At 57.6% G+C, this 20,077-nt stretch carries 23 protein-coding genes; 16 read left to right on the top strand and 7 right to left on the bottom strand.

The annotated features are described in order from the left end of the window. Window positions 1-245: 245 nt before the first annotated feature. Window positions 246-461, top strand: a complete 216-nt coding sequence (locus EB235_RS08220) for a hypothetical protein (RefSeq protein WP_080680843.1) — start codon at window positions 246-248, stop codon at window positions 459-461. Window positions 462-510: 49 nt separating this feature from the next. On the opposite strand, the gene EB235_RS08215 is transcribed toward EB235_RS08220, so the two are convergent. The 5 genes from EB235_RS08215 to EB235_RS08195 all read right to left on the bottom strand — a co-directional run bounded on the left by EB235_RS08215 (window position 511) and on the right by EB235_RS08195 (window position 3,849). Further along, window positions 511-879 (bottom strand): hypothetical protein, encoded by a 369-nt coding sequence (locus EB235_RS08215; RefSeq protein ID WP_027031458.1) that lies wholly within the window; start codon window positions 877-879, stop codon window positions 511-513. A 15-nt stretch (window positions 880-894) separates the two neighbouring features. Beyond that, a complete protein-coding gene (locus EB235_RS08210; protein ID WP_027031459.1) occupies window positions 895-1,095 on the bottom strand; it encodes a hypothetical protein in 201 nt (66 codons plus the stop codon). Between the two features lie 54 nt (window positions 1,096-1,149). Continuing rightward, the gene (locus EB235_RS08205; RefSeq protein WP_032925598.1) at window positions 1,150-1,992 is read right to left on the bottom strand and encodes a glutathione S-transferase family protein; all 843 of its coding nucleotides are present in this window, start codon (window positions 1,990-1,992) and stop codon (window positions 1,150-1,152) included. 29 nt (window positions 1,993-2,021) lie between these two features. Then, entirely contained in the window at window positions 2,022-2,603 is a 582-nt protein-coding gene (locus EB235_RS08200; RefSeq protein WP_027031461.1) for a VOC family protein, read from the bottom strand. 799 nt (window positions 2,604-3,402) lie between these two features. Then, the gene (locus EB235_RS08195; protein WP_245268850.1) at window positions 3,403-3,849 is read right to left on the bottom strand and encodes a hypothetical protein; all 447 of its coding nucleotides are present in this window, start codon (window positions 3,847-3,849) and stop codon (window positions 3,403-3,405) included. Window positions 3,850-4,006: 157 nt separating this feature from the next. On the opposite strand from EB235_RS08195, the gene EB235_RS08190 reads away from it, so the two are divergent. The 10 genes from EB235_RS08190 to EB235_RS08145 all read left to right on the top strand — a co-directional run bounded on the left by EB235_RS08190 (window position 4,007) and on the right by EB235_RS08145 (window position 11,736). Beyond that, a complete protein-coding gene (locus EB235_RS08190; RefSeq protein WP_027031464.1) occupies window positions 4,007-5,347 on the top strand; it encodes a site-specific integrase in 1,341 nt (446 codons plus the stop codon). Between the two features lie 101 nt (window positions 5,348-5,448). Continuing rightward, the gene (locus EB235_RS08185; protein WP_027031465.1) at window positions 5,449-6,159 is read left to right on the top strand and encodes a hypothetical protein; all 711 of its coding nucleotides are present in this window, start codon (window positions 5,449-5,451) and stop codon (window positions 6,157-6,159) included. Between the two features lie 125 nt (window positions 6,160-6,284). After that, on the top strand, window positions 6,285-6,461 hold the full coding sequence (locus EB235_RS08180; protein WP_167334875.1) for a helix-turn-helix domain-containing protein: 177 nt from the start codon (window positions 6,285-6,287) through the stop codon (window positions 6,459-6,461). A 9-nt stretch (window positions 6,462-6,470) separates the two neighbouring features. Beyond that, window positions 6,471-6,680 (top strand): hypothetical protein, encoded by a 210-nt coding sequence (locus tag EB235_RS08175; protein WP_167334876.1) that lies wholly within the window; start codon window positions 6,471-6,473, stop codon window positions 6,678-6,680. Between the two features lies 1 nt (window position 6,681). Continuing rightward, window positions 6,682-7,227 (top strand): HNH endonuclease, encoded by a 546-nt coding sequence (locus tag EB235_RS08170; protein ID WP_167334877.1) that lies wholly within the window; start codon window positions 6,682-6,684, stop codon window positions 7,225-7,227. Further along, complete coding sequence (locus EB235_RS08165; protein ID WP_027031467.1) at window positions 7,228-7,755, top strand: hypothetical protein; 528 nt, start codon at window positions 7,228-7,230, stop codon at window positions 7,753-7,755. 451 nt (window positions 7,756-8,206) lie between these two features. Next, on the top strand, window positions 8,207-8,461 hold the full coding sequence (locus EB235_RS08160; RefSeq protein ID WP_051429700.1) for a hypothetical protein: 255 nt from the start codon (window positions 8,207-8,209) through the stop codon (window positions 8,459-8,461). A gap of 99 nt (window positions 8,462-8,560) precedes the next feature. Then, window positions 8,561-8,791, top strand: coding sequence for a hypothetical protein (locus tag EB235_RS08155; RefSeq protein WP_080680845.1), 231 nt, complete (start codon window positions 8,561-8,563; stop codon window positions 8,789-8,791). A gap of 3 nt (window positions 8,792-8,794) precedes the next feature. Next, window positions 8,795-9,130: a hypothetical protein gene (locus EB235_RS08150; protein WP_027031469.1), complete on the top strand. Its 336-nt coding sequence runs from the start codon at window positions 8,795-8,797 to the stop codon at window positions 9,128-9,130. After that, complete coding sequence (locus tag EB235_RS08145) at window positions 9,127-11,736, top strand: hypothetical protein (RefSeq protein ID WP_051429701.1); 2,610 nt, start codon at window positions 9,127-9,129, stop codon at window positions 11,734-11,736. Before EB235_RS08150 ends, EB235_RS08145 begins: the two co-directional genes overlap by 4 nt. 179 nt (window positions 11,737-11,915) lie before the next feature. Here EB235_RS08145 and EB235_RS08140 read toward each other — a convergent pair whose 3' ends face one another. After that, window positions 11,916-12,218, bottom strand: a complete 303-nt coding sequence (locus EB235_RS08140) for a hypothetical protein (RefSeq protein ID WP_155256419.1) — start codon at window positions 12,216-12,218, stop codon at window positions 11,916-11,918. 265 nt (window positions 12,219-12,483) lie between these two features. Between EB235_RS08140 and EB235_RS08135 the strand changes: the two genes are divergently transcribed. The 3 genes from EB235_RS08135 to EB235_RS08125 all read left to right on the top strand — a co-directional run bounded on the left by EB235_RS08135 (window position 12,484) and on the right by EB235_RS08125 (window position 17,478). Next, window positions 12,484-14,640 (top strand): hypothetical protein, encoded by a 2,157-nt coding sequence (locus EB235_RS08135; protein ID WP_155256420.1) that lies wholly within the window; start codon window positions 12,484-12,486, stop codon window positions 14,638-14,640. 6 nt (window positions 14,641-14,646) lie between these two features. Further along, window positions 14,647-15,306, top strand: a complete 660-nt coding sequence (locus tag EB235_RS08130; RefSeq protein ID WP_027031472.1) for a hypothetical protein — start codon at window positions 14,647-14,649, stop codon at window positions 15,304-15,306. Window positions 15,307-15,858: 552 nt separating this feature from the next. Continuing rightward, complete coding sequence (locus EB235_RS08125; protein ID WP_155256421.1) at window positions 15,859-17,478, top strand: hypothetical protein; 1,620 nt, start codon at window positions 15,859-15,861, stop codon at window positions 17,476-17,478. A 172-nt stretch (window positions 17,479-17,650) separates the two neighbouring features. Here the strand turns inward: EB235_RS08125 and EB235_RS08120 are convergent, their stop codons facing one another. Continuing rightward, a complete protein-coding gene (locus tag EB235_RS08120; protein ID WP_027031474.1) occupies window positions 17,651-18,121 on the bottom strand; it encodes a hypothetical protein in 471 nt (156 codons plus the stop codon). 418 nt (window positions 18,122-18,539) lie between these two features. Between EB235_RS08120 and EB235_RS08115 the strand changes: the two genes are divergently transcribed. Both EB235_RS08115 and EB235_RS08110 read left to right on the top strand, forming a co-directional pair. Then, window positions 18,540-18,833: a hypothetical protein gene (locus tag EB235_RS08115; protein WP_155256422.1), complete on the top strand. Its 294-nt coding sequence runs from the start codon at window positions 18,540-18,542 to the stop codon at window positions 18,831-18,833. 512 nt (window positions 18,834-19,345) lie between these two features. Then, the gene (locus EB235_RS08110) at window positions 19,346-20,017 is read left to right on the top strand and encodes a hypothetical protein (RefSeq protein WP_027031477.1); all 672 of its coding nucleotides are present in this window, start codon (window positions 19,346-19,348) and stop codon (window positions 20,015-20,017) included. Window positions 20,018-20,077 lie beyond the last annotated feature (60 nt).

Here is a 20,077-nt window from a genome sequence, read left to right as displayed (position 1 = left end):
TGCGTGACCCTTAACTAATTCTTGAAGACTTTTCGGTCTTGGCAAGTGTCATCGGTTGTATAGAGTGCTCCTCTGAATTCGATATTACGTTTTTATTTCAAGATTGAGACGAACCGGAAAATCACACGGTGGGCCATGAGCCGTCGACGATAGCGGGCGCTGAGTTTGGATCACTCCACTGTTACCAGCGCTTTCCGCTGAAACCTTTGCGTGACTGCTGCGTTGAAGGGCAGAGGAGAACGCAGATGTCGATCCACTTCACGGTATCGGAACTGACAAGAAATCTTTTTCATTCTCTCGGGCTGGATCACGAGCGCGCGCCAAGGGCCCTCAACCCAGAGCAAAGCCTGTTGCTGGAATGCTATCTGGCCGGGCAAATCCCGGAATCGGCCTGGAGCGACTACGTCTTCGAGACACCTGACCTGGCACGGCATGCCAAGGTAAGGCGCCTGAGCCATTGAGCAGTTGCCCGGGATGCAGCTTGGCGAAGGCTTAGGCCTTCCCAGGCGGTTATTGTTTTGGGGAAACCAATTGCATCGTGAAGACGTTGCCGCCAATGCCTTTCGCCAGCGCCGGTGAAAGGGTCAGGGGCGTACAATTCTTGACAGCCGCGATAGCCGCTTCGATGAACGCCTTGCGCGCCTTATCATCGCCGGCCACCTTGACGGCGGTCGGCCGTGGCGGACCGATCAGCGAACCATCGCGCTTGAAGCTGAAACTCAGCGTCACGGTGGACTTCCCCGCGTCCGCCGGCGGCGTCCAGCATGCCTGGATCGCGGCCCCGACATCGTCCATCGTGTTGAGCGTCGCGGCATAGGACGGGTAGACAACCCCCGCCGAGATCGCACCCGCAATCACCAGTTTTGCAACGCCTTTCATCGCAAGCCCTCATTCTCACAACCAGCCGGCAATCGATGCCGAATCTCCGACATGGATGTTAGAGCCAGGGTTGGCGATGACAATGTCTCGGCGCAAAAAGTTGAAGCTCCGGCGTTGCATGATCGCTGTCGCGTGATGTCGAGGCATCAGGCCCGAAAAAGCAAAAAGGCCGGCATTGAGCCGACCTTTCCTTCCGCCGATAATGCGCCAGTACATCCGTGGTCGCGCGGCGAATTCCTGGCAGTAGACAGGGCTTTGGTTAACAAATCCTTAAGCTGGAGCCTTCGCCTGCGACCGCACATAGGCGATGTAGCCGCGCACATCGCCAGCCGGCTCGGCATAGGCCTTGCCGAGTTTCTTCTCGATCGCCGCCACATACTCCTTCGCCCATTTGGGCAGGGGATAGTCGATGACGGCGAGGAACTCCAGCGTCGCCGCCAGCCGGATATCGGCGATCGACGGATGCTTACCACCGATGAACGGCTTGCCGTCCCTGAAGAAGCTGTGGAAGACTTCCAACGGCTCGGCGATCGCCGCCATCGCGGCCTTCTGGGCTTCGGACTTCTTGTCCGGGTGGGCGTCGCTGTGGCCGACCTCGCCCGCATAGTGCGGGAAACCCAGCGCCGGATACGTGGCGCGCGCCACATAAGGGTAGAGCGTGCCAATCAGGTAGAACATGGCGCTGTCCACCATGGCCCGCTTGGCCGGCGCCTTCGGATAGAATTTCTCCAGCCCGTGCTTGTTGGCGAGATATTGCATGATGGCACAGCTTTCCCAAAGCACGCCTCTGGGCAATCCTTTATCCTCGATCATCGGCGTCAGATGCGCCGGGTTGCGCGCCATATATTCGGGCGAGCGCGTGTGGCCCCAGGCGTCGGTCTCGGCGGCGTCGAACCCGGCCGCGCGGGCAAACACCCGGACGGTCATGTTGTTGACGCTCGGCTTCAGCATGCTGAGCTTCAGCGCCGGCTTTTTCGCCGATTTTGCCTTGGCCTTCGGTGCGGACGTCTTGGTCGCCGGCTTTGCCGCCGCTTTTGCGGCAGCCTTTGGCGCCGGCTTGGCGGCCGCCTTGGCCGCAGGCTTCTTTGCACTCTTGGTCGCAGTCTTTGCCATTATGGTCCTCCCTCTGTTTTTGTTGGCCGTCAGTATGGATTCTTCGGCGCCCGATCGTCCGACAAGGTTGCGCGAGAACGCTCGACAAGGGCCTGGATCGCGTCGGCAAGGTGCGCCTCGGCAATGTTGTAGTCGCCGCGCGCGACGCGCAGCCTGTGCGCCTCCATCAGCACGTCGGCATGGGTGAAACCCGCCGGCGGCTCGAAGCGGTAGGAGGCGAGCTCGATCAGCAGGCCGAGCGGATCCTCGAAGTAGATCGAATCCATGAAGCCGCGATCCTTGACGCCGCTGTGCTTGATGCCGCGCTCGTCGAGCCGGGTGACCGCCTGCAGGAACGTGACGCGCGACACCGCAAAAGCGATGTGGTGGACGCAGCCCGGATCGGTCGGCGTGCGCCGCCTCTGCGGCGTGCGGCTCTCGTCGGTGAAGACGGTGATCAGCCGGCCGTCGCCCGGATCGAAATAGAGATGGCTTTCGGCGGCCTTGTCGAGATTAGGCTGCTCGAAGATGAACGGCATGCCGAGCACGCCTTCCCAGAAATCGATCGAGGTCTGGCGCCCGGCGCCGACCAGCGTGATGTGGTGGACACCCTGCGCTTGCAGCTTCTGCATTGGCCTTCTCCCCGCGGCATCGATTGCCCGTCAGGATCTGCCTCGCACTCGGCATTCTCTGTGCCGCTCAAGCCATGCCGCGAAATCCATGACGTGATGCTAATGCAATCGGCCCCGCCGCGCCAGAAGCGGCGAGTCCTAATAGTTGCACGACGGTGAAACCGTTCCTGGACGTAAAAGCCTGCAGGATCCATCCAAGAGATGGCGGACACGATCGCAACGCGGAAGCCGCCCTCATCGCGTCCTTTCCGAAGCCGCGGCTACGCGACGGCCTTGAGCTCAGCTTCCACCAGCATCCCCAGGCCGCCACATTCGGCGCACGCGACGGTCTTCCCCGGGCAACTGATCTGGTGCGTCCCTTGCGGGCAGCAATGCCCCTTCGACGCGCTCCATCTGGAGCAATCGAAAATCTTGCCGCCGCCATGGCAGCGCGAGCAAATCATCTTCCCTGACGCCATTCCAATTCTACCCGACCCAAAATCCGCGCTGGCGCAGATGCTATCCCCGGGTCGCAAGTAACAGAAATTATTGCGCTTTCAAGCGTGGCGGGCTGACTTAAATTGGGTGGATTCGCGCATTCACGGCGCCGGGTTTCGCGAGGTTCGCGAACCCTCCCGGCCAAGCGCAACCCACGCGGGTGCTTGGCTGAATATGATCCGAGAATGTCGAAAGAAACGACCGAGCTGTTGTTACGCCGGACAAATTGGTACGCAGCAGTCTAAAGCAAAAGGGGCCGGCATTGCGCTGCCCCTGCCTTCCACTTTTGCTTTGAGCGCGAGGTGGTCACGAATAGCCGCCGCTAGTCGAGAAACCTGATCTTGGTGAAGGACATCATCTCTCCCATCACGTTGCCGCTGTCATCGACCTGCTGCCCTTGCCCGACTGTAACGGTCACGCGTTTTCCCTTGTAGCGGGACGGCATCGCGGTTTGCTCGTTCCAGCTTTCGCACTCGGGCGCGGCACACAGGCCGACTTGCTCCACCTTCTTGCGGTCGACAACGGTCAGATAGCAATTGTCGCCACATTCGAAACCTCGAATGGTGCCAGTGACCTTCCTGTCCTTGGAGAACGACGGACCGCACAGGGCAATAAGGGACGCGGAAATGAGGAGCGGCAAAGCCAATTGTTTCATGCAGCCAACTTGCTGCAACATGCCGTATTGCGCAAGCATCACATCTGGCAGAAAATCCTTGGTACGCCCAAGGGGAATCGAACCCCTGTTCCCGCCGTGAGAGGGCAATTTCATATAATAGGGCGAGTTCCGGTCTGTTCTCCTTTGTCCACGCCCGTTTTGCGTCTGTTCCCTAAAAATTCACCCGTCCATTAGCGACCGTCTCCCATTGTGTCACGGCGTGCACGGGCGTATATTTGACGGATATTCGACGGTTTGGCGATTTCCCATTATGTCAAAGACACTGACCGAGGCCGCGTTGACCACGCGAAATGCACGCGCTGGTTTGGCCGAGGGCGTTCATTGGCGTGGATTGAGCCCCGACGTTCACCTCGGCTACCGCAAGCAGAAGCGCGGCGGGCGCTGGCTGGTAAGGTGGTACCAGGGTGACCAGAAGTACAGGCAAGCCACGCTGGCGACTGCCGATGACGGTAAACTGGAAGCCGATGGCGTTACCTGCCTGACGTTCGAGCAGGCAAAGACGGCCGCCTCTCGACACGTGTCCACAAAAAGGGCTGACGACCTGGCGGCTGCAGATGGCCCCGCCCCTACGGTGCGCACGGCTATAGACGCGTACCTCGTCACGCAGGAAGCCCGTGAGGTTGCGAGGGACGGACAAAAGGCTAGTCGCGGCGATGCTCGCCTTCGACTGACCCGCCACATCCTCTCGTCACCCTTGGCTGCGAAAATGCTGCATGCTTTGAAGGAGAGCGACCTTTCGAAGTGGCGCGATGGCCTTTCCGGTGATTTGGCCGCAACGACTGTCAGGCGCATCACCAATGATTTGAAGGCCGCCTTGAACGCCGCTGCAACGAAGCACCGTGCTCGGCTTCCGGCAGAGATCCCGCTCATAATCAAGAATGGCCTGGCTGGGTCGCATGCCGAAACTCCGACGGCGCGCGACAAGTCGGCGCTGCCGGACGGTGACATTCGCCGGATCATTGCGGCAGCAAAAGCCGTTGACGACCGCGACGACTGGAACGGGGATCTTCTGCGCCTGGTCGTGGTTTTGAGCGCGACCGGTGCGCGGTTCTCGCAAGTCCGGCGCATGGCGGTTGGCGATGTGCAGCAATCTCGCTTGATGGTCCCTACGAGTCGAAAGGGACGAGGGGTCAAGAAGGCGTCACATATTGCTGTGCGTGTCGGGACCGATGTCATCGCGACAATGCGCCCCGCTACCGCCGGTCGGCGTGCCGGGGATGCGCTGCTGGAGCGCTGGAGACATAAGCAGGACAAGAGTCAGGAAAAGGCCCCGTGGGTTCGCGACACACGGGGGCCGTGGCTCAATGCAACCGAGCTTTCCCGGCCGTGGGCTGAGATTGTTAGGCTCGCAGAACTGCCCGCCGACACTGTGCCGTACGCATTGCGTCACTCGTCTATTGTGCGCCAGCTTCGTAATGGGCTTCCGGTGCGTCTCGTCGCGGCCCTACACGACACGAGCACACGCATGATTGAGACGCATTATTCATCGGCCATCATCGACGCGCTGGACGAACTGTCAGCCGGTGCCGTGGTCCCGCTCATGCCTCCCGAAAACGACGGCGATAAGGTTGTGCCATTGCGCGCCGGGTAGAGCTTCATAGATCGCAGGGATAGGAGGCATCCGACAAGCCGGTCAGCACCGCCGGTTTCCCTGCGGCCCTTTTAGGGTGTTTTCGCAAAGGGTGCTTCGCGATGGATAATGCCGACCGTATACGGCTGAGGAGAGAGACGCGGATACTGTGGTCTCGGCCAGATTCTTGGCCATTTGAGGCGCCCGACCATGTGTTTTTCACGCAAGCCATTCATCAGCTAGGCGCTAAGCAGTTCGCGGGCCAATGGCCTAGTGACATTTCCGCCGTTTATGACAACGCGCAATTCGATACTGTCGTTTCTTCGCTACGCGAGCATTGCGCCTACGGTCGATTAGTGGGGGTGCTTCAAACAAGCGGTGGGGCGATTGATAGCAAGCTACCGCCGCACGTCTGGAATCGGGCAGAGCATGTTAACTGGTTCGCGACAGGCAAAGCGCCGTTGAGTCTTTGCTCTGACGGCTGGCATCCTCTCGCAAAAGTTCCCCAATGCTGGCTGTTCATTGAGAAGGACGGCTTAAAAGCCCTCGCCCACCCAGAACTTAAGAGCGCGCCGCCGCCGGCTGCTGCTGTAGGGCATCGACCGCACACGACCTCGGCCGCCAAAGAAAAGGATCTGGAACAATTCTGCCAGGGCTTTCTAGACAGGTACGCCAGCGCCGGCACACCGGTGCCCTCTATGGAAAAAATAGCAAAGCAAGCGGCTCTAGAGATTGGCGTTTCGCGGGAAAAGGCGCGGGCTGCATGGCGGTTGAAGCGTCTGCCTGAAATGGAAAAACGCGGCCCACGCGGCCCGCGTGAGAGACCCATCTGAATTAGGCCGAAAATCAATTAGGCCGCGAAGTTATGGCAGCCTAATTGCCGAAATTGTCCGCCGAATTTTGAGCCTTCATCTTCCTCCGTATGCACCAACGTCCCGGTGCGATTACGGAGCGGAAGATGACTAAAATCGCGGTATCAGTAGAGGAAGCAGTGGAGATCTCCGGCATTAGTCGGAGCGGTCTCTATAAAATGTTTCGGGCTAAGAAGCTCAACCCACGCAAGAACGGCAAGCGCACCCTTGTGCTTGTTTCCGAACTCAGCGCGCTCATCGAAAACCTCCCGGTCGCGGCGTGAGGTGGAGCGATGAACAATAATAGCAAAGCCGCCGGCCTGGCAGGGCGCGGCGGCTCAGTAGAATGGAAAGCTGTAGCGGCTCCTTTGTACTCGACTGGCAAGAAATTGTCCACGGTCGAGGATGGTTCCTTTGCCGTCACCAGCATCGCGGCCCGCTTCCGCGTCAATGCAGCAACCGCCCGTGAACTCTGCCGCATGGCAGGGCTGGGAGTGCGCTGACATGGCCAGGAAGAAGACACTCGCGGAATCCCGCAAAGGAAGGCCAGAGACTACAGCGGAACGTGTCCGCGCTCTGATTGAATACCAGCCGGACACCGGTACATTTCTGCGCCGCGTGGCAAGAGGAGGTCAGCGTATCGGCGCATTGGCCGGTTCGAGAAACAGCCACGGATATCTGCAAATTGAAATCGATTATGTGTTGTTCCCAGCGCATCGCATCGCTTGGCTGATTATGACGGGGGAGTGGCCCAAACACCATATCGACCATCGAAACGGGATGCGTGCTGACAACCGTTGGAAAAATCTTAGGGAAGCAACGCCGCAGCAAAATGCCAGAAACCGCAAACCGGGAAAATCCAACAAGAGTGGAACGGTGGGGGTGTATTTCGTCCCGGCATCGAACAAATGGGAAGCGGCCATTGGGCTCGACAACCGGACTATAAATCTCGGCCGGTACAAGGAAAAGCAAGACGCCATCAATGCCCGCAAAGCGGCGGAAGCCTTGGTCTATGGCGAGTTTGCCCCCTGCTACAGCGAGGCGGCATAAATGAGCGCCCGCACCTTCACCAAAGTCGCGCCGGCCGTTTGGCGTTCCCGTCGTTTCATCGGGCTGCCTGACGAAGCCAAGGTAGGCTTCCTCTACTTGCTGAGCAATGCACATGTCACGAGCGCGGGGGTTTACGAACTCCCGCGTGGCTATGCATGCGCCGATCTGGGATGGACAGATGCTGCTTACGCGAGCGTTCTCCGAGAACTCATCGAGGTAGGGCTAATCGACCATGATCCTGATGGCGACGTGATCCTGATAGAGCGGTGGTTTCGACATAACCCGCCGGCAAACGATGACCATGCCACCGGTACGCGCCGCCGACTCCAGGCGATCGAAAGCGACAAGCTGCGAGAGAAGGCGGTGGCCGCGTTTGATGAGGCCAACGAAATCAGGATCCAGCGCGAGGCCCGGAAGGCAGCGGAGAAGGCCGCCAAGGTCGCTGGCAACTCAAAGTCGGTCGCCCAGCTCGTCGGCAACACGTCGCGGCTGATGGAGACCCGACTTATGCGAGGTGGTGGCCAATGAGACCGTGTGGACACCGTGCCGTGACAGTGTGCAGACAGTCTGTAGGGGTGGTTTCACACCCTGTGACACCGTGTGCACATACCAAGACCAAGACCGAGACCTTAGACCGAGACCTTAGACCGGAGGAAATCGCGAAAGCCGAGAGCGTCACCAACGTCGAAGGGCTTGGAAGAGAAGGAGAGCCAGGACCAAACGTTAGCGTTCCGATATTCGAGGCCTCCACCAATCGGATAGCGTTTGTTTCAGAAATTGCCACCGAGGACCTTACCGCCAGTCTAGCCGCCGAGTGGCTTGCTTCTGGAAACGCCGATAGTGCTACGGCTGTATTACCTCAATTGCGGGACCGGTTTGGCCTCTCAGCGAGAGAGGCGATTGAAGCTTGCCGACAGGCGGCCCTTATCCGAGCGAGGGCCTATCGATGAATTGTGCCTTCAGACCCAAGGCTGTCCTAATGCGCCGCGACGAGATTTGCAGCGTAAGCCAGGCGGCATATATCGCCAAGCGAACGGAGAAGACAATTCGAGGATGGGTGAAGCGCTACGGGATAGGCAGACAAGCGACCAAGGGAGCACCGATCGAGATCAGCCGGGTTGCCCTGCTGATGGTGCTGCAAGGCGAATTGGAGACCCTTGAAATCCTCCGCAACGGCTATCGCAGCCACCCCGACGTGTTGCGCTTCATTCGCGAGGTTGGCGTCCCCGAATAGGTCACAGAGGTTCACACAAGGGCGCACGCTTCCAATCCTCAAGGACCTTCCGGCGTGGTCTAATTCCCCTGATGATAATAGGGAGCTCTGCTCGCCAAAATGAACGTTATTTCTGAAAGCAGAACGCGGCATGTAGCTGACGAAATCGTTCCCGTTGCCCTCAATGGTGGCCGGGTAACTTCGGGCTTCAGGGCAGCGCTTTTCGATGCCGCCGCCAGACGTGGCATATCCGTGAATGAGCTAGTTTTGCGCGCCACAGCGGAGAAGCTCCGCGACGCGGGCGGCCATTTCAGCGGCGTATTCCATCCCGGCGACATGGCGGTGCGCTGATCAATGGGCCAGTCTCAGCCGATCAACCGATTTCCTATCCCGCAAGGGGCAGGCAATTCGCCTGCCAAGGATGCCACCGTCCTGGAGCGCTTGCGCGCCGCACAGGCCCGAGCGTTTGAGCTATCGGGTGAGGACGAGGACGATTTTTCAGATTGGGTAGCCGCGTGGAGCCTTGAACAAGACCCCATCGCCTATGCCTTCGACTTGCTCGGGCAAGAGGATCGGCAGCGCTACTACGATTGTCTCTCGGCTGCCGAAAAGACGCGCCTGACTGCCTCGCTCAAAACTGCACATAAACTGGGGATTTGCTCGCCTCCCGGCTGGAGGGCTTCAGAATGACGGGTCAATTTTCCGAAGTCGGCAACTTTGTCGCCAGAGGCGCGGACAAGGTGAACCCGGCTCTGATCGATATCCTGAAAGAGGCAGCGGCCCGCACCGGTATGCAGGTCGAGGCTTATTCCGGCTATCGTCCCGGCGATCCTCGCTTCCACGGCAAGGGCGAAGCGACCGATATCAGGATCATTGGCCCTGATGGCAAGCCGCTGCCCAACTATCAGACTCCGGAAAGCTTCAAGACCTACGAGCAGCTTGCGCAGGCCGCGCGTCAGGTCCAGCAGGAGAAATATCCCGAGCTCGGGGATCAATTCCGCTGGGGCGGCTATTTCGGCGGCGGCAAGGGCAAGTATGGGGCTATGGACCTCATGCACTTCGACCTTGGTGGCGGCAAGGGTCTCGGCATGGCCGGTGGCTCTTGGGATAAGGGTCTCAACCCCGATCAGGCAGCACTCTATGGCATGAAGGCAGAGCCTCCTACGGCTATGGCTTATGCTGGCGGCTCCGATGCAAAGCCGGCGGTGGGTGCTCTTAATAAGCTTGCTGCCAATCCGGTCCAGTCGGTCAACTACGTCCCGCCACCCTTCAGCGGGCAGCAGCCCAATTTCACGCCGCTGATTGGCGATCAGGCGGCGCCACAGGCTGCCCCCCAACCCGCGCCGCAGTCTGCTGCCCCGCCAGCCGTCGAACGCGCTCCTGTGCCTCCTGTGGCAGCGCCAGACGTTGATCCGCTTGCTGCCTTCGGAATCCATTTGGATGACGTCTCAGACACTGGTGACGCAGCCACAAGCCTCGCCGCTCCGACGTCGGGCGAAGGGACAACACCTCCGCAGGATATCCTCAAGGTATGGGGCATCCCCGACGATGAGCCGTTGCCGGCGGCGAGTCCGCCTCCAGGTCCGAAGACAATCGGCTCAACGATCGGCAGCTACATCGACAAGGGCGTTGGCCTCGCCGACGCATATGGCAGTCCTGTTCTCTCTATGGGCAACAACCTTATCCGGCAAGCCGGTACGGGTGTGCCTATCATTGGCGGCGCTCTCAACAAGTTGGACGCGGCGACGAATGCCGCGATTGCGCCAGCGATCAACCCGTTGCTGCCGGATTCGTGGAAGCTTCAGGGAGGCACATTCGGCGAGCGTTATCAGAACTCGCTCAATCAGCAGAACGCCGGCGACGCACAGTTCCAGTCCGATCATCCGATTTTGGCCACAGGCGCACAGATTGCTGGGGGCGTAGGGGCAATGGGGGGCCTTGCGTCGGCGGTTCCTGCCGTGGGAACGGCGCTTGGTATGAGCGGCAGCATTGGTGCGCGCACTGTGCTTGGGGCCGCGTCTGGCGCTGCTCTCGGCGGCGGTGACGCTGCGGTTAGATCGGGAGGAGATCCTGAAGCTATAAAGCGCGGTGCAGCGACTGGCCTGCTTTTCGGAGGTGCAATGCCTATCGCAGGGAAGGCGATTGGTGCGGGCGTCAACAAGCTCTTAGGCGGCGGGACTGTCCCGCAACGAGTTGCGCAACTTGCCCAGCTCGCCAAGGACAAATACGGCATCGACATCGGTCCCGGTCAGCTTTCGAGCAACCCGACGATCAAGTTTCTCGATTCCGTGGTCAATCGCCTGCCTTTGAGCGGCGGTACTGCGGCCAAGGAAGCCCAGCAGACGGCGTTCAATAGTGCGGTGGCCAATTCCTTCGGCGAGACCGCTAAAGCCGTGACGCCGGAAGTGATCGACGCTGCGAAAAGCCGCATCGGAGCCGTCTTCGATAGCGTCGCCGATCGCACGCCGGTCATCAGCGCAGATGGACAATTCCAGGGCGATATCACCAAAATAATTACCGAGGCTCAGCAAACCCTCCAGCCATCGGAAATCACGCCGCTGCGCAACCAGCTTTTGACGCTGATGAAGCAATACAAGGCCGGTGGCAACGCCATAGACGGCAAGACCTATCAGGCTATCACTCGAAAGGGTGCGCCGCTCGATCGGCTTATGAACTCCACGGACCCGAACGTCAGTTTTTCGGCGAACCAGATCAGGGATGCCATCGACGGCACCCTTGAACGCTCGGCGCCTACCGATGTTCAATCGGATCTCCGCACTGCCCGTAGCCAGTGGAAAGCCCTGAAAACGGTCGAACCGCTTGCCACGAAGTCCACGACCGGCGACATCTCGCCCGCATTGCTGATGACCCAGGCTGCAAAATCCTATGGCAATGCGGCCTATGGCAAAGGCGCCGATCTCGTGGACCTGGGGCGTATCGGCCAACAGTTTCTCAAGGAAGCTCCGTCCAGCGGTACGGCGGAACGCTCGATGCTGCTGAATAACCCTCTGCTAAGCGGTGCTGGCGCATGGGGGTTAGCAACTAACCCGGCCGCGATCCCGTATGCACTCGGCGCCGGCGTCGCCAGCGGAATTGCGTCGCGCGGCCTCGGGACGGTTCTGCGCAACCCGTATCTCGGTAACAAGATGGTCCAGAATGCTCTTGGAACAGGCGCGCCGGATCTTGGTAACATGCTGCTTAGGTCCGTGCCGCAGGGTGTGGCGGTGCCGCAGGTAAATCAGCGCCAGCCTTTGAGCCTGACCGTCAGCAAACCAAACATGCTGCTGCAACAGTGATTAGCGACGAGCGCGTCTGTCAATGCGCTCGTTTAGCCAGAATAGAAGAGCGCAGATCATAAATCCGACCGCCGCGCCATATCCGAAATCGGGGCTGATGCCAGTCACGATAAAGCGGACAAGAAAATACACACCAATCATACCGGCGGTGCATAGGGCAAAGGCAAGGGCGCGGCGCATCAGTAGCAACTCGTATTAATTTGGGTCCCGACAACGCCGCTGGTGCAATTCACGGGGCGGCTTGTTTGCATCGCCGGAAGTGCGAGCGGAGCGGGACGGGTGGCCATGAAAGCGGTGGCGGCTATTTGCGCGCGTTGCCTTCGCTGATCGATGCCGCTCTGCATGCAGTTGGCGAAGGCGTCTGTTCCTTCCTTAAAGCCGTAGGCCGAACACTCTTGGTTCTGATTAGCCAAGGTGTTTTGCCAAGCGGCTTTCTGATCAACACAGGCTGAAAGAATTACTGCCGCCGCCAGCAACATCATTTTTTGCATCGGGGCATTTAATACCGTTCACGCAATTTCACAAGATTAAGGCGTCACGTGTCCTTCGAGAGGCCAAACGCGGTCACAGAGGTGCACACAAGGGCACACGCTTCCAATCCTCAAAGACTCGCGCGCGTGGTCCATTGGCCCTGACTGATAACAGGAGCCTAGCGCGCCAAAAATGCCCGATATTGCAGACGTAGCCTGGTCCGAACGCGACGACCGAAACAGCGAGCCCGTACCCGCCGGTTGGCCGCAGGGAAGCATGCCTGCCTACGTGGATCAGACCGGCCGTATGATGATGGCCGCGACCAAGCGCTTCTGGAACAAAATAAACCCGATCTACCAGACCATCGGAACAGGGGACGCCTATATCGTCCAGACCGAAGTCGGCGTCGATCAGATCAACCTCTACGAACTGCTCTGCATCCGCATTGATCGCTCAAATGTCGGTGCGGCACCAACCCTGCAATTCGGCGCCACCAATCCACGCACGATCGTCAAGGCCGGGCCATCTGGCTATATCCCGCTCATTGCTGGCGATCTGTTCGCCGGTAATTCGCACACGTTTTGGTACAATGGGGCGTTTTATGTCCTAACCGATCCCGCAACTCCATTTGGCGGCCCGTTCCAGCCATTGGCAGCCAACCTGACGACATGGGCAGCAATCACCCGATCGGGCGCCTTTGACACGTGGGTCGCCACGCCCTCAAGCGCCAATCTTCGCGCGCTGATGACTGATGAGAGTGGAACCGGGAATCTCTTGTTCCAAAGTGGGGATCTTGGAACGCCGAGTGCTGGCTTGCTGACAAATGCCACAGGGTTGCCGATTAGCACTGGCGTTTCTGGCCTCGCCACCAATATGGCGGCGTTTCTCGCGGGGGGCACCAGTGCTCAACTCGCCGCCGCCGTAACGGACGAGACGGGCTCCGGGGCGCTTGTTTTCGCCAATGGTCCGACGTTTATCGGCCCATCTCTCGGAACGCCTGCCTCTGGCGTCATGACGAACGTTACTGGCCTGCCTGTTAGCACGGGTATCAGCGGCTTGGCCGCGAATATGGCCGCCTTCTTGGCTGGCGGCACCAGTGCGCAGCTCAGGGCGGCTATGACTGACGAAAGCGGGACGGGCGCACTATTGTTCCAGAACGGTGCCCTCGGAACTCCCGCCTCTGGCGTAGCCACCAACCTTACGGGACTACCACTTACGACGGGGGTTGCAGGCCTTCTTCCTCTAGCAAACTTTACGCTCGGGACAAGCGGGTACGCGCTCATAGGCAATGGCGCGTCCGCGCCTAGCTATCAGGGATTTCTCCAATCCGGCACCGGCGCTGCCACTCGCACATGGAACAGCAAGGCCTCAGAGGCGCTCTCGCCATATGACTTTGGCGCAGTCGGCGATGGTGTTGCAGATGACACGACGGCGCTCAACAACTGGTTCACACGGGTTGCAGTCGTTGGAGCGGGGCAATTGGGGAACGGTGTTTTCCGTGCCACAGCAAATATTACGTGGACAGTGCCGAGAAACGGTCTTGTCATTGGGGGTAACGGCAACGGGAATTCTCGCATCATCTTCGATGCGGGGTTCGGACTAACCGTCCAGGGCACGTCTGTTTCAACCCCGATCTTTTACCTGCATCTGTCTGATTTTAACATTGCGGGCAACATTGCCGGCGTGCTGGTCAAATTCGCTCGCGGGACTGGCGATGCACTCAACGGCGCCGTAATCGAAAATGTTGTCGTTCAGAATGCCTCTACAAATGCCGCCAACATGGGAGTGCAGTTCAACGGGGTCTACACCTCACGTGCTGTGCTAACTGTGAATTGCAGCGCATCCGGCAATGGGACAGCCGTTCAGATCGTTGCCGGCTCCATGAACACGCTTAAGCTGGCCGTGGGGAATGCCAATATCGGCTTGCACATGACATCGACCGGGAATGCGAACACCGGAAACTTCTTCGATGCATGCGACTTCGAAGTGAACGCCACCAACGTTCTTATCGATTCCGCTAATGTCCAAGCTAACACATGGGCAGGCGGAACGATGACGTTCTTTGCCGTGGGCAACGTCGGCATAGATGCGACAGCAGGCGTCTCCAATGAATTCCGCAATATGACCTATGGGGGCGCCGGCACGCTATTCCATCCGACAGTTGCCACCCACCGGAAAGGCTTCAATTGGGTCAGCCGGCTTCAAAATCTGGTGTCTACGCCGTCTGTTCCCGCCAGTACGACGGCGATATCAAACACCAATGGTCAATCTGCTTTGGTGAATATCTCCGGCGGCACGGTCACGGCCATCATTGTCAACGGGGTGACAATCGCCGTCACTACGCCGGCAACGGTCATTGTTGATAACGATGCCACGATCAGCATGACTTATAGCGTGGCGCCTACATGGCGCTGGATGCCGTCGAATACCTGAAACCAGATGGCCAAGGTCCACAATCTGAGCTTAGCAACGAACGCACCATGCGCATACAACCCAACTGCGCCGGAGGCGGCGGGGTTGTCGGCATTTGCCAAACGCAAGGAAGCGGCACGCAAGGCGCCTTACCTTAAGAGCGAATCTGTTCAGGTTGGCGACACCGTGCAAGCCCGCCTCCTTCCCGACCACGACAACCGTGATGTTGCTTATAACCTGATGATGGAAGCGTTCGGCGTGACCGAATTTCCACTACTTGAGGGGCTCCTCAAAGACCTAGCGGCCTTGGCTCAGAAGGACAAAGCGGTCGACGTCAACGCGATGAACTATGCGATAGCGATTGCACGCGGGATTAATCCGCAAGATCCGACTGAAACACTGATTGCCTCTCAGATGGCAGCCATCCACATGTCGATGATGAGGTTCGCCAACCTCGTTGCGACCTTGCCGGCCAACAGTTCGAACAACAGCCAGTTAGAGGCTTACGAGCGCAGCATGAACAGGCTGGCCAGGACATTTGCAGCTCAGGTCGAGGCGTTGAAGCGCTACCGCAGCAAGGGAGAGCAGAGGGTTATCGTGAAGCACGTTACAGTGAAGCAAGGCGGCCAAGCCATCGTCGGCAATGTCTCCCATGGGGGTGGGGCAGAGCAAGAAAATGAACGCTAACCCCGTAAACAACATCGCCAAAGCGCACGCGGCGCCGCGTTGTAAGGCGCGTAGCAAACGCACAGGTGTCGGCTGCAAGGCCCCAGCAAAGCGAGGTCATCGCGTCTGCCGGTTTCACGGTGCTGGTGGCGGAGCGCCAAGAGGCCCGGGGCACGGGCACTACAAGCACGGTCGATACACCTGCGAGGCGGTCGCTGCTCGCCGACTTTATGCCGACCTAGTGGCGAGCGCAAACGAAACGATCCGTAACATTGCCGGAGGCGCTTATGATTGAGCTTCAGCGACCGTCCAACAGTGGAGATCTTCGGCGGGCAGCGAGCGTGCGTAGCACAGGAGATGGCTCGGTCCACCTGATTGACCGCACTATTGAGACCCTGGAGAGCATTTCCGGCGCCCGGGCCGAAACATTCACCGGAGCGGGGCCGGCGGTGAATTCAGGACGAGAGCGTCGGTCCCTAGTTATCTTTTGGACCTCGCGATTGCGCATTGGCCATCTTGCCATCGGCCCAACAATCCGCATGATGAATCATGGGCCGGAAATGGGGAGGAAGTATGAAACGTTCACTGGCGGCTGTGCTCTTGCTTGCAGCAACATTGGGTCAAGCCAGCGCGGCTGGGCTCAATGTTTCACACTTCGATCAGCAAATTGGACTTGGCTATGGATTTAACCCGGTTACCGGTGAAATTCATCCACCCTGTATTAAGTACACCGTTTTGGACAAACAAAAGCCTGGCGGAAGCAATGATTACAGCTCTAAAAAAGAAATTTTCCAGATAAATTCAATGTCGACTTTTCGTGACTCCCTCGGCGTTCACGCGTACGCGTCGATGTTTGGCATGAACGGTTCTGCCAGCACGGAGCTGTCAACGCTTGTGAGTAAAAGTATTTCAGACAACAATAAATATTTGTCTGTGCGGATTATCGTGGATGGGGATCAGGACCAAATCGACGGCGATATAAAGATGACTGATGACGGTTTGGAAGCTCTTAAGGTGTCGCCGGCGTTTTTCAAACAGGCGTGCGGCGACAGCTATATAACCAATGTAGTTAGCGGCGGCGAATTTGTTGCTGTTGTTGAGCTTCGAAATGCGTCTGATGCGGAAGCCAAGAGCCTACAGGGCGAATTGATGGCAAGCTATGGCGCGGCGTCATTGGATGCAAAGATTGCCTCGGATTGGCAAAAGCTAACAGCTGAGGATCGAGTCCACATTGAAATTGCGCAGACCGGATATGTGGATGATCATCCGACCTCTCTGACCGATCCCGCAGCTCTTCTGTCATTCGCTAGTAAATTTGAAAAAGACCTTACGTCCCCGGGTGCTAAGCCAAGCACTTCTAAGGTGCTTTTTGCACCGTACGCTAATTCTGTGGCGTTTCAGCTCGCACTGCACAAGGCTAACGAAGCAAAATGGCATAATTTTAACTCTTCAGCGGCAATAATGGGAGAATTGATAAAGGGGTACGATTTAGCAACCGACCGTATTGAGTTTGTTCAGTCGGCGCTTAATTCACCTGACGACTATTTCGAATTCAAGCCCAAGATAGCGGAGGCGTACCTTGCTACGATCAGTGACGAGAGAGCGCTGATAGCCGATTTGATCAAAGCGTGTGGTTCAGCAGCGTCAAGCGGGGAAGACTGCGTTAAGGTCGACGCGGCTGCCTCAGTAATCGACCCTGTGCCAAGCGATATCAAGCTGTTGGCGGCATGTAACGTGATCGCTTTTGGCTTGAGCCATCACTCAACGGATTCATCCTGCACTCAGGTGGAAAAACACGGACATGACTGCATGTGTACCGAGTGCCAGTTATATCTGGGATCTGAATATAAAAAAGACAGCGGGCAGAAACTGGAAGCCTCCTGCGTCGGGTTTGAGCCGTATTCTCCTGTGAAAGCGACACTTCACTCCACAATTTCGGTCAAAGGCAGTGGCGATATCTGGCCGGAATTGTTTTTCAACAGTGTTCATTTTCATAACATGTCACATCAAGGTGTAAACAGCGTTGAGTTCCAAGAGGATATTCCAGGTACATTCCTAACCGATCCATCTGGTAATTTCGATGCGTCACTTACCGTGAACCAATGTGATCTGAATGCAGTGCATACAATGTGCTATTTCGATCATACAAAACCGACGGACATGTCGATGATGACGGTGCGAAGATTGCACTGATGACGGATCGCTGCGGGCGGCCGCGAGGTAAGACCGGGAGACCAAGCCCGCCGAAACCTTGATCCCGTCGGCATCGGTCTCATCCTTGATCCCAAGCAGCAACACGCCTCGGGTCACGGCTCTTGGGCGAAATCTGGTCTTGGTTCTTCCGTCTTCTCCCTTGACGCAGATCCTAGCTAGTCGAGCACGTCAGCGTGACCTGCTTCATTTTGTTCTGCCAATCGGGCCCAAGCGCATCGCGAGCAGACAGAGCGTTTTCAGAGCCGGGTTCGCCGTTTTTGAACATTCTAATGGCAAACGCCTGGTTGTGGTGCCCCATCACGATCGGCACGCCGGGCTGATAGGTTGTCGTAGCTGTCACGTAATTGCCATTTGCAACGGCAGTCGTGTTGTAGGTACCTGGTGTCTGTACGACCTGCACGTTGTTTTGAGAGGCTGCATCGACAATGATGTAGCTGTCGTAGCCGGCCTTAAGAGTGGCGACAGCAGCCTGTTTTTGGGCAACCTTGGCAGCGCCGATCTCACCGCATGCAGGCGCAGCCGATGACTGTACCACTGCGGTGTTTTTCGAAGTCTGGACTGTATTGGCCGACGCGCATCCAGCCAACGCCAGACACGCGGTCAACATGATAATTCGATTCATCCCCCACCCCTCCCCAAGGCGCCGACACAATCGCGTATGAGTCGACAATGTGCAAGGCACCGCAGGTTATGCGTCAACTTGTATTCTGATGACCACGAGCCCAATTTAAGCTATAAGCCAGTAAAATCTGAGTGAATTGCTTCCGCGCGGACTGGAGTTATTCGCAGTGCCAAAGACAGGGAGGCAAGGGAGAGGAACCGCTGCAACACCTCGCATCAAAGCCGCCGGAGGAGAAGCACGTGAGCGTGTTGCGCCCGCACCCATAGCATTGCGAAGGGGTCGTTTAGCGGCTCTCCTAGAGTGGTCGAAGCCGTACCGTGAGATTATCGGTATTCTGATCACAATCGTTGTAACCGTGTCGGGAGCGGTCGCTTGGGTTGTTGCTAGGGTGGAAGCCACATATGCGACGCAGTCGGAGGTGCACTACCTCGACTGCCGAACCCAGACCAATATCAAGAATGCCTTGGAGCCCATTCAGATGGGCGAGTATGCGACAAAAATCGACGCTCGCAACAATCAGATCAGGCTTTTGATCTTGCGCGGCGATACCTCCAAGGAAACCTTAGCCTCGATAAACGAATTAAACGACCAGATAACAGACCTTACAGATCAGCAGAGGACTGAGGACCAACGGCTGCAGGCTGAGATCGCAAATTTGGCGAGCAACTGCATTTCTGTGGCGCCCATGCTCGGAGCCAAGTCGCAACCATGATTCGGTGCCTAGCAATTCTCTGCACGCTCTTGTTATTCAGTGCCCACCCGGCTTGGTCCGACCCAACCATCGCATGCGGCTTCACTCTTGAGATTCCGAATTGCGATCCCAAGCAAGATTGCACGCAGCCGCAAGACACGAGGGACTGTACGCGATGTGTAGCGACCCTACTTGGCAACTGCCTTGGGAGGTTCGACGATCCGTTGTGCGAAAAGGCAAAGTCGAGCCAGAATGCTATTTATGACAGCAACAGGGCCGTTTGCGAAATGGAGAAGGATGCCCAACGACGCCAATGCGAAGCGAACAAGGCCTCGGTACTAAAGCTGCAGCAGCAGATAGCCGAGGCCTGCAAGCCCAACCACCCCGACGCATCAATACAGCCCGTCGCGCCGACGAAGTGAGATCTCCTACGTTTTAGGCTCAATATCTCTTGGCTCACACGGGCCTCCAGTGGTTTCGTGCTAAAGTTAAATATGGTAAGAAATTAACCCTATGCGAAGGGCGGCACAGCTATGGGAAAAACTGCCGAAGAGCGCATCATTTTGGCGGTTGGCGCTTTCCTAATTGCGCTAGCGTCTCTGGTGGGTGTTCTAGTTGCATTCACTGCGATCAACGCTCTGCTGCCGGATCCTCCGAATATTCCTGGTGTCGACATCATAAACCCGAAAGAGCTTCGGAGGGACGCCGCTCTGGCGCTCTATTTTACCGTTGCGGCGACTTGGGCGTATCTCGTTTGGGATTCATCTAACTTCACCTGGAGGCGGGGCTGGTTGTATGGAATATCGGTGTCTTTTTTTGGCGCTCTTTCGCTACCAAATTATTTGGGGGGCGACTTGTTAGTCCCTTTGTGGTGGCAAGCGGTGATAAACATTCCTTTTGCCTTTGTATCGATCGTGTGCGCCATTTTGATATGGAATGTGCGGTTCGGGGAAATCGAAGCAAGGGTACTGAAGCACTTTACGTTGTTCACTCTTGCAACGTTTGGAATTGCGCTGCCAATCGTGTTCAATATCTTTTACGCCGCAGTTCGTATGGGGATACTGGACAAGGACAATATTACAACGATGTTTATGAGCGGTGCTATTTACATATTGAGCGCTATTGCCGGCATAGCTGTTACCGCTCTGAATTACCTAGTGATGGAGGGGATCAAGGTCCCGCCGGTAGCGACACCTCCCGCATAGGGAATGCTCCAGCCCGCTCTTTTTAGCGACAGCAATTGTGCATCACGACCCCGGCCTGCC

This window comes from Mesorhizobium loti R88b, from assembly GCF_013170845.1.
Taxonomy (GTDB): Bacteria; Pseudomonadota; Alphaproteobacteria; order Rhizobiales; family Rhizobiaceae; genus Mesorhizobium; species Mesorhizobium loti_B.
The sequence above is the reverse complement of the archived record's forward strand: the minus strand, read 5'-3'. Positions and strand labels throughout refer to the sequence as shown.

What these genes read in the sequence shown, in the direction of transcription:
- EB235_RS08205 (WP_032925598.1), bottom strand. Translation starts at nt 1,992, where the DNA reads ATGGCAAAGACTGCGACCAAGAGTGCAAAGAAGCCTGCGGCCAAGGCG.
- EB235_RS08215 (WP_027031458.1), bottom strand. Translation starts at nt 879, where the DNA reads ATGAAAGGCGTTGCAAAACTGGTGATTGCGGGTGCGATCTCGGCGGGG.
- EB235_RS08130 (WP_027031472.1), top strand. Translation starts at nt 14,647, where the DNA reads ATGGCCAAGGTCCACAATCTGAGCTTAGCAACGAACGCACCATGCGCA.
- EB235_RS08155 (WP_080680845.1), top strand. Translation starts at nt 8,561, where the DNA reads ATGAACGTTATTTCTGAAAGCAGAACGCGGCATGTAGCTGACGAAATC.
- EB235_RS08185 (WP_027031465.1), top strand. Translation starts at nt 5,449, where the DNA reads ATGGATAATGCCGACCGTATACGGCTGAGGAGAGAGACGCGGATACTG.
- EB235_RS08135 (WP_155256420.1), top strand. Translation starts at nt 12,484, where the DNA reads ATGCCTGCCTACGTGGATCAGACCGGCCGTATGATGATGGCCGCGACC.
- EB235_RS08220 (WP_080680843.1), top strand. Translation starts at nt 246, where the DNA reads ATGTCGATCCACTTCACGGTATCGGAACTGACAAGAAATCTTTTTCAT.
- EB235_RS08180 (WP_167334875.1), top strand. Translation starts at nt 6,285, where the DNA reads ATGACTAAAATCGCGGTATCAGTAGAGGAAGCAGTGGAGATCTCCGGC.
- EB235_RS08165 (WP_027031467.1), top strand. Translation starts at nt 7,228, where the DNA reads ATGAGCGCCCGCACCTTCACCAAAGTCGCGCCGGCCGTTTGGCGTTCC.
- EB235_RS08145 (WP_051429701.1), top strand. Translation starts at nt 9,127, where the DNA reads ATGACGGGTCAATTTTCCGAAGTCGGCAACTTTGTCGCCAGAGGCGCG.
- EB235_RS08175 (WP_167334876.1), top strand. Translation starts at nt 6,471, where the DNA reads ATGAACAATAATAGCAAAGCCGCCGGCCTGGCAGGGCGCGGCGGCTCA.
- EB235_RS08210 (WP_027031459.1), bottom strand. Translation starts at nt 1,095, where the DNA reads ATGTACTGGCGCATTATCGGCGGAAGGAAAGGTCGGCTCAATGCCGGC.
- EB235_RS08170 (WP_167334877.1), top strand. Translation starts at nt 6,682, where the DNA reads ATGGCCAGGAAGAAGACACTCGCGGAATCCCGCAAAGGAAGGCCAGAG.
- EB235_RS08200 (WP_027031461.1), bottom strand. Translation starts at nt 2,603, where the DNA reads ATGCAGAAGCTGCAAGCGCAGGGTGTCCACCACATCACGCTGGTCGGC.
- EB235_RS08190 (WP_027031464.1), top strand. Translation starts at nt 4,007, where the DNA reads ATGTCAAAGACACTGACCGAGGCCGCGTTGACCACGCGAAATGCACGC.
- EB235_RS08160 (WP_051429700.1), top strand. Translation starts at nt 8,207, where the DNA reads ATGCGCCGCGACGAGATTTGCAGCGTAAGCCAGGCGGCATATATCGCC.
- EB235_RS08195 (WP_245268850.1), bottom strand. Translation starts at nt 3,849, where the DNA reads ATGAAATTGCCCTCTCACGGCGGGAACAGGGGTTCGATTCCCCTTGGG.
- EB235_RS08150 (WP_027031469.1), top strand. Translation starts at nt 8,795, where the DNA reads ATGGGCCAGTCTCAGCCGATCAACCGATTTCCTATCCCGCAAGGGGCA.
- EB235_RS08120 (WP_027031474.1), bottom strand. Translation starts at nt 18,121, where the DNA reads ATGAATCGAATTATCATGTTGACCGCGTGTCTGGCGTTGGCTGGATGC.
- EB235_RS08110 (WP_027031477.1), top strand. Translation starts at nt 19,346, where the DNA reads ATGGGAAAAACTGCCGAAGAGCGCATCATTTTGGCGGTTGGCGCTTTC.
- EB235_RS08140 (WP_155256419.1), bottom strand. Translation starts at nt 12,218, where the DNA reads ATGATGTTGCTGGCGGCGGCAGTAATTCTTTCAGCCTGTGTTGATCAG.
- EB235_RS08125 (WP_155256421.1), top strand. Translation starts at nt 15,859, where the DNA reads ATGAAACGTTCACTGGCGGCTGTGCTCTTGCTTGCAGCAACATTGGGT.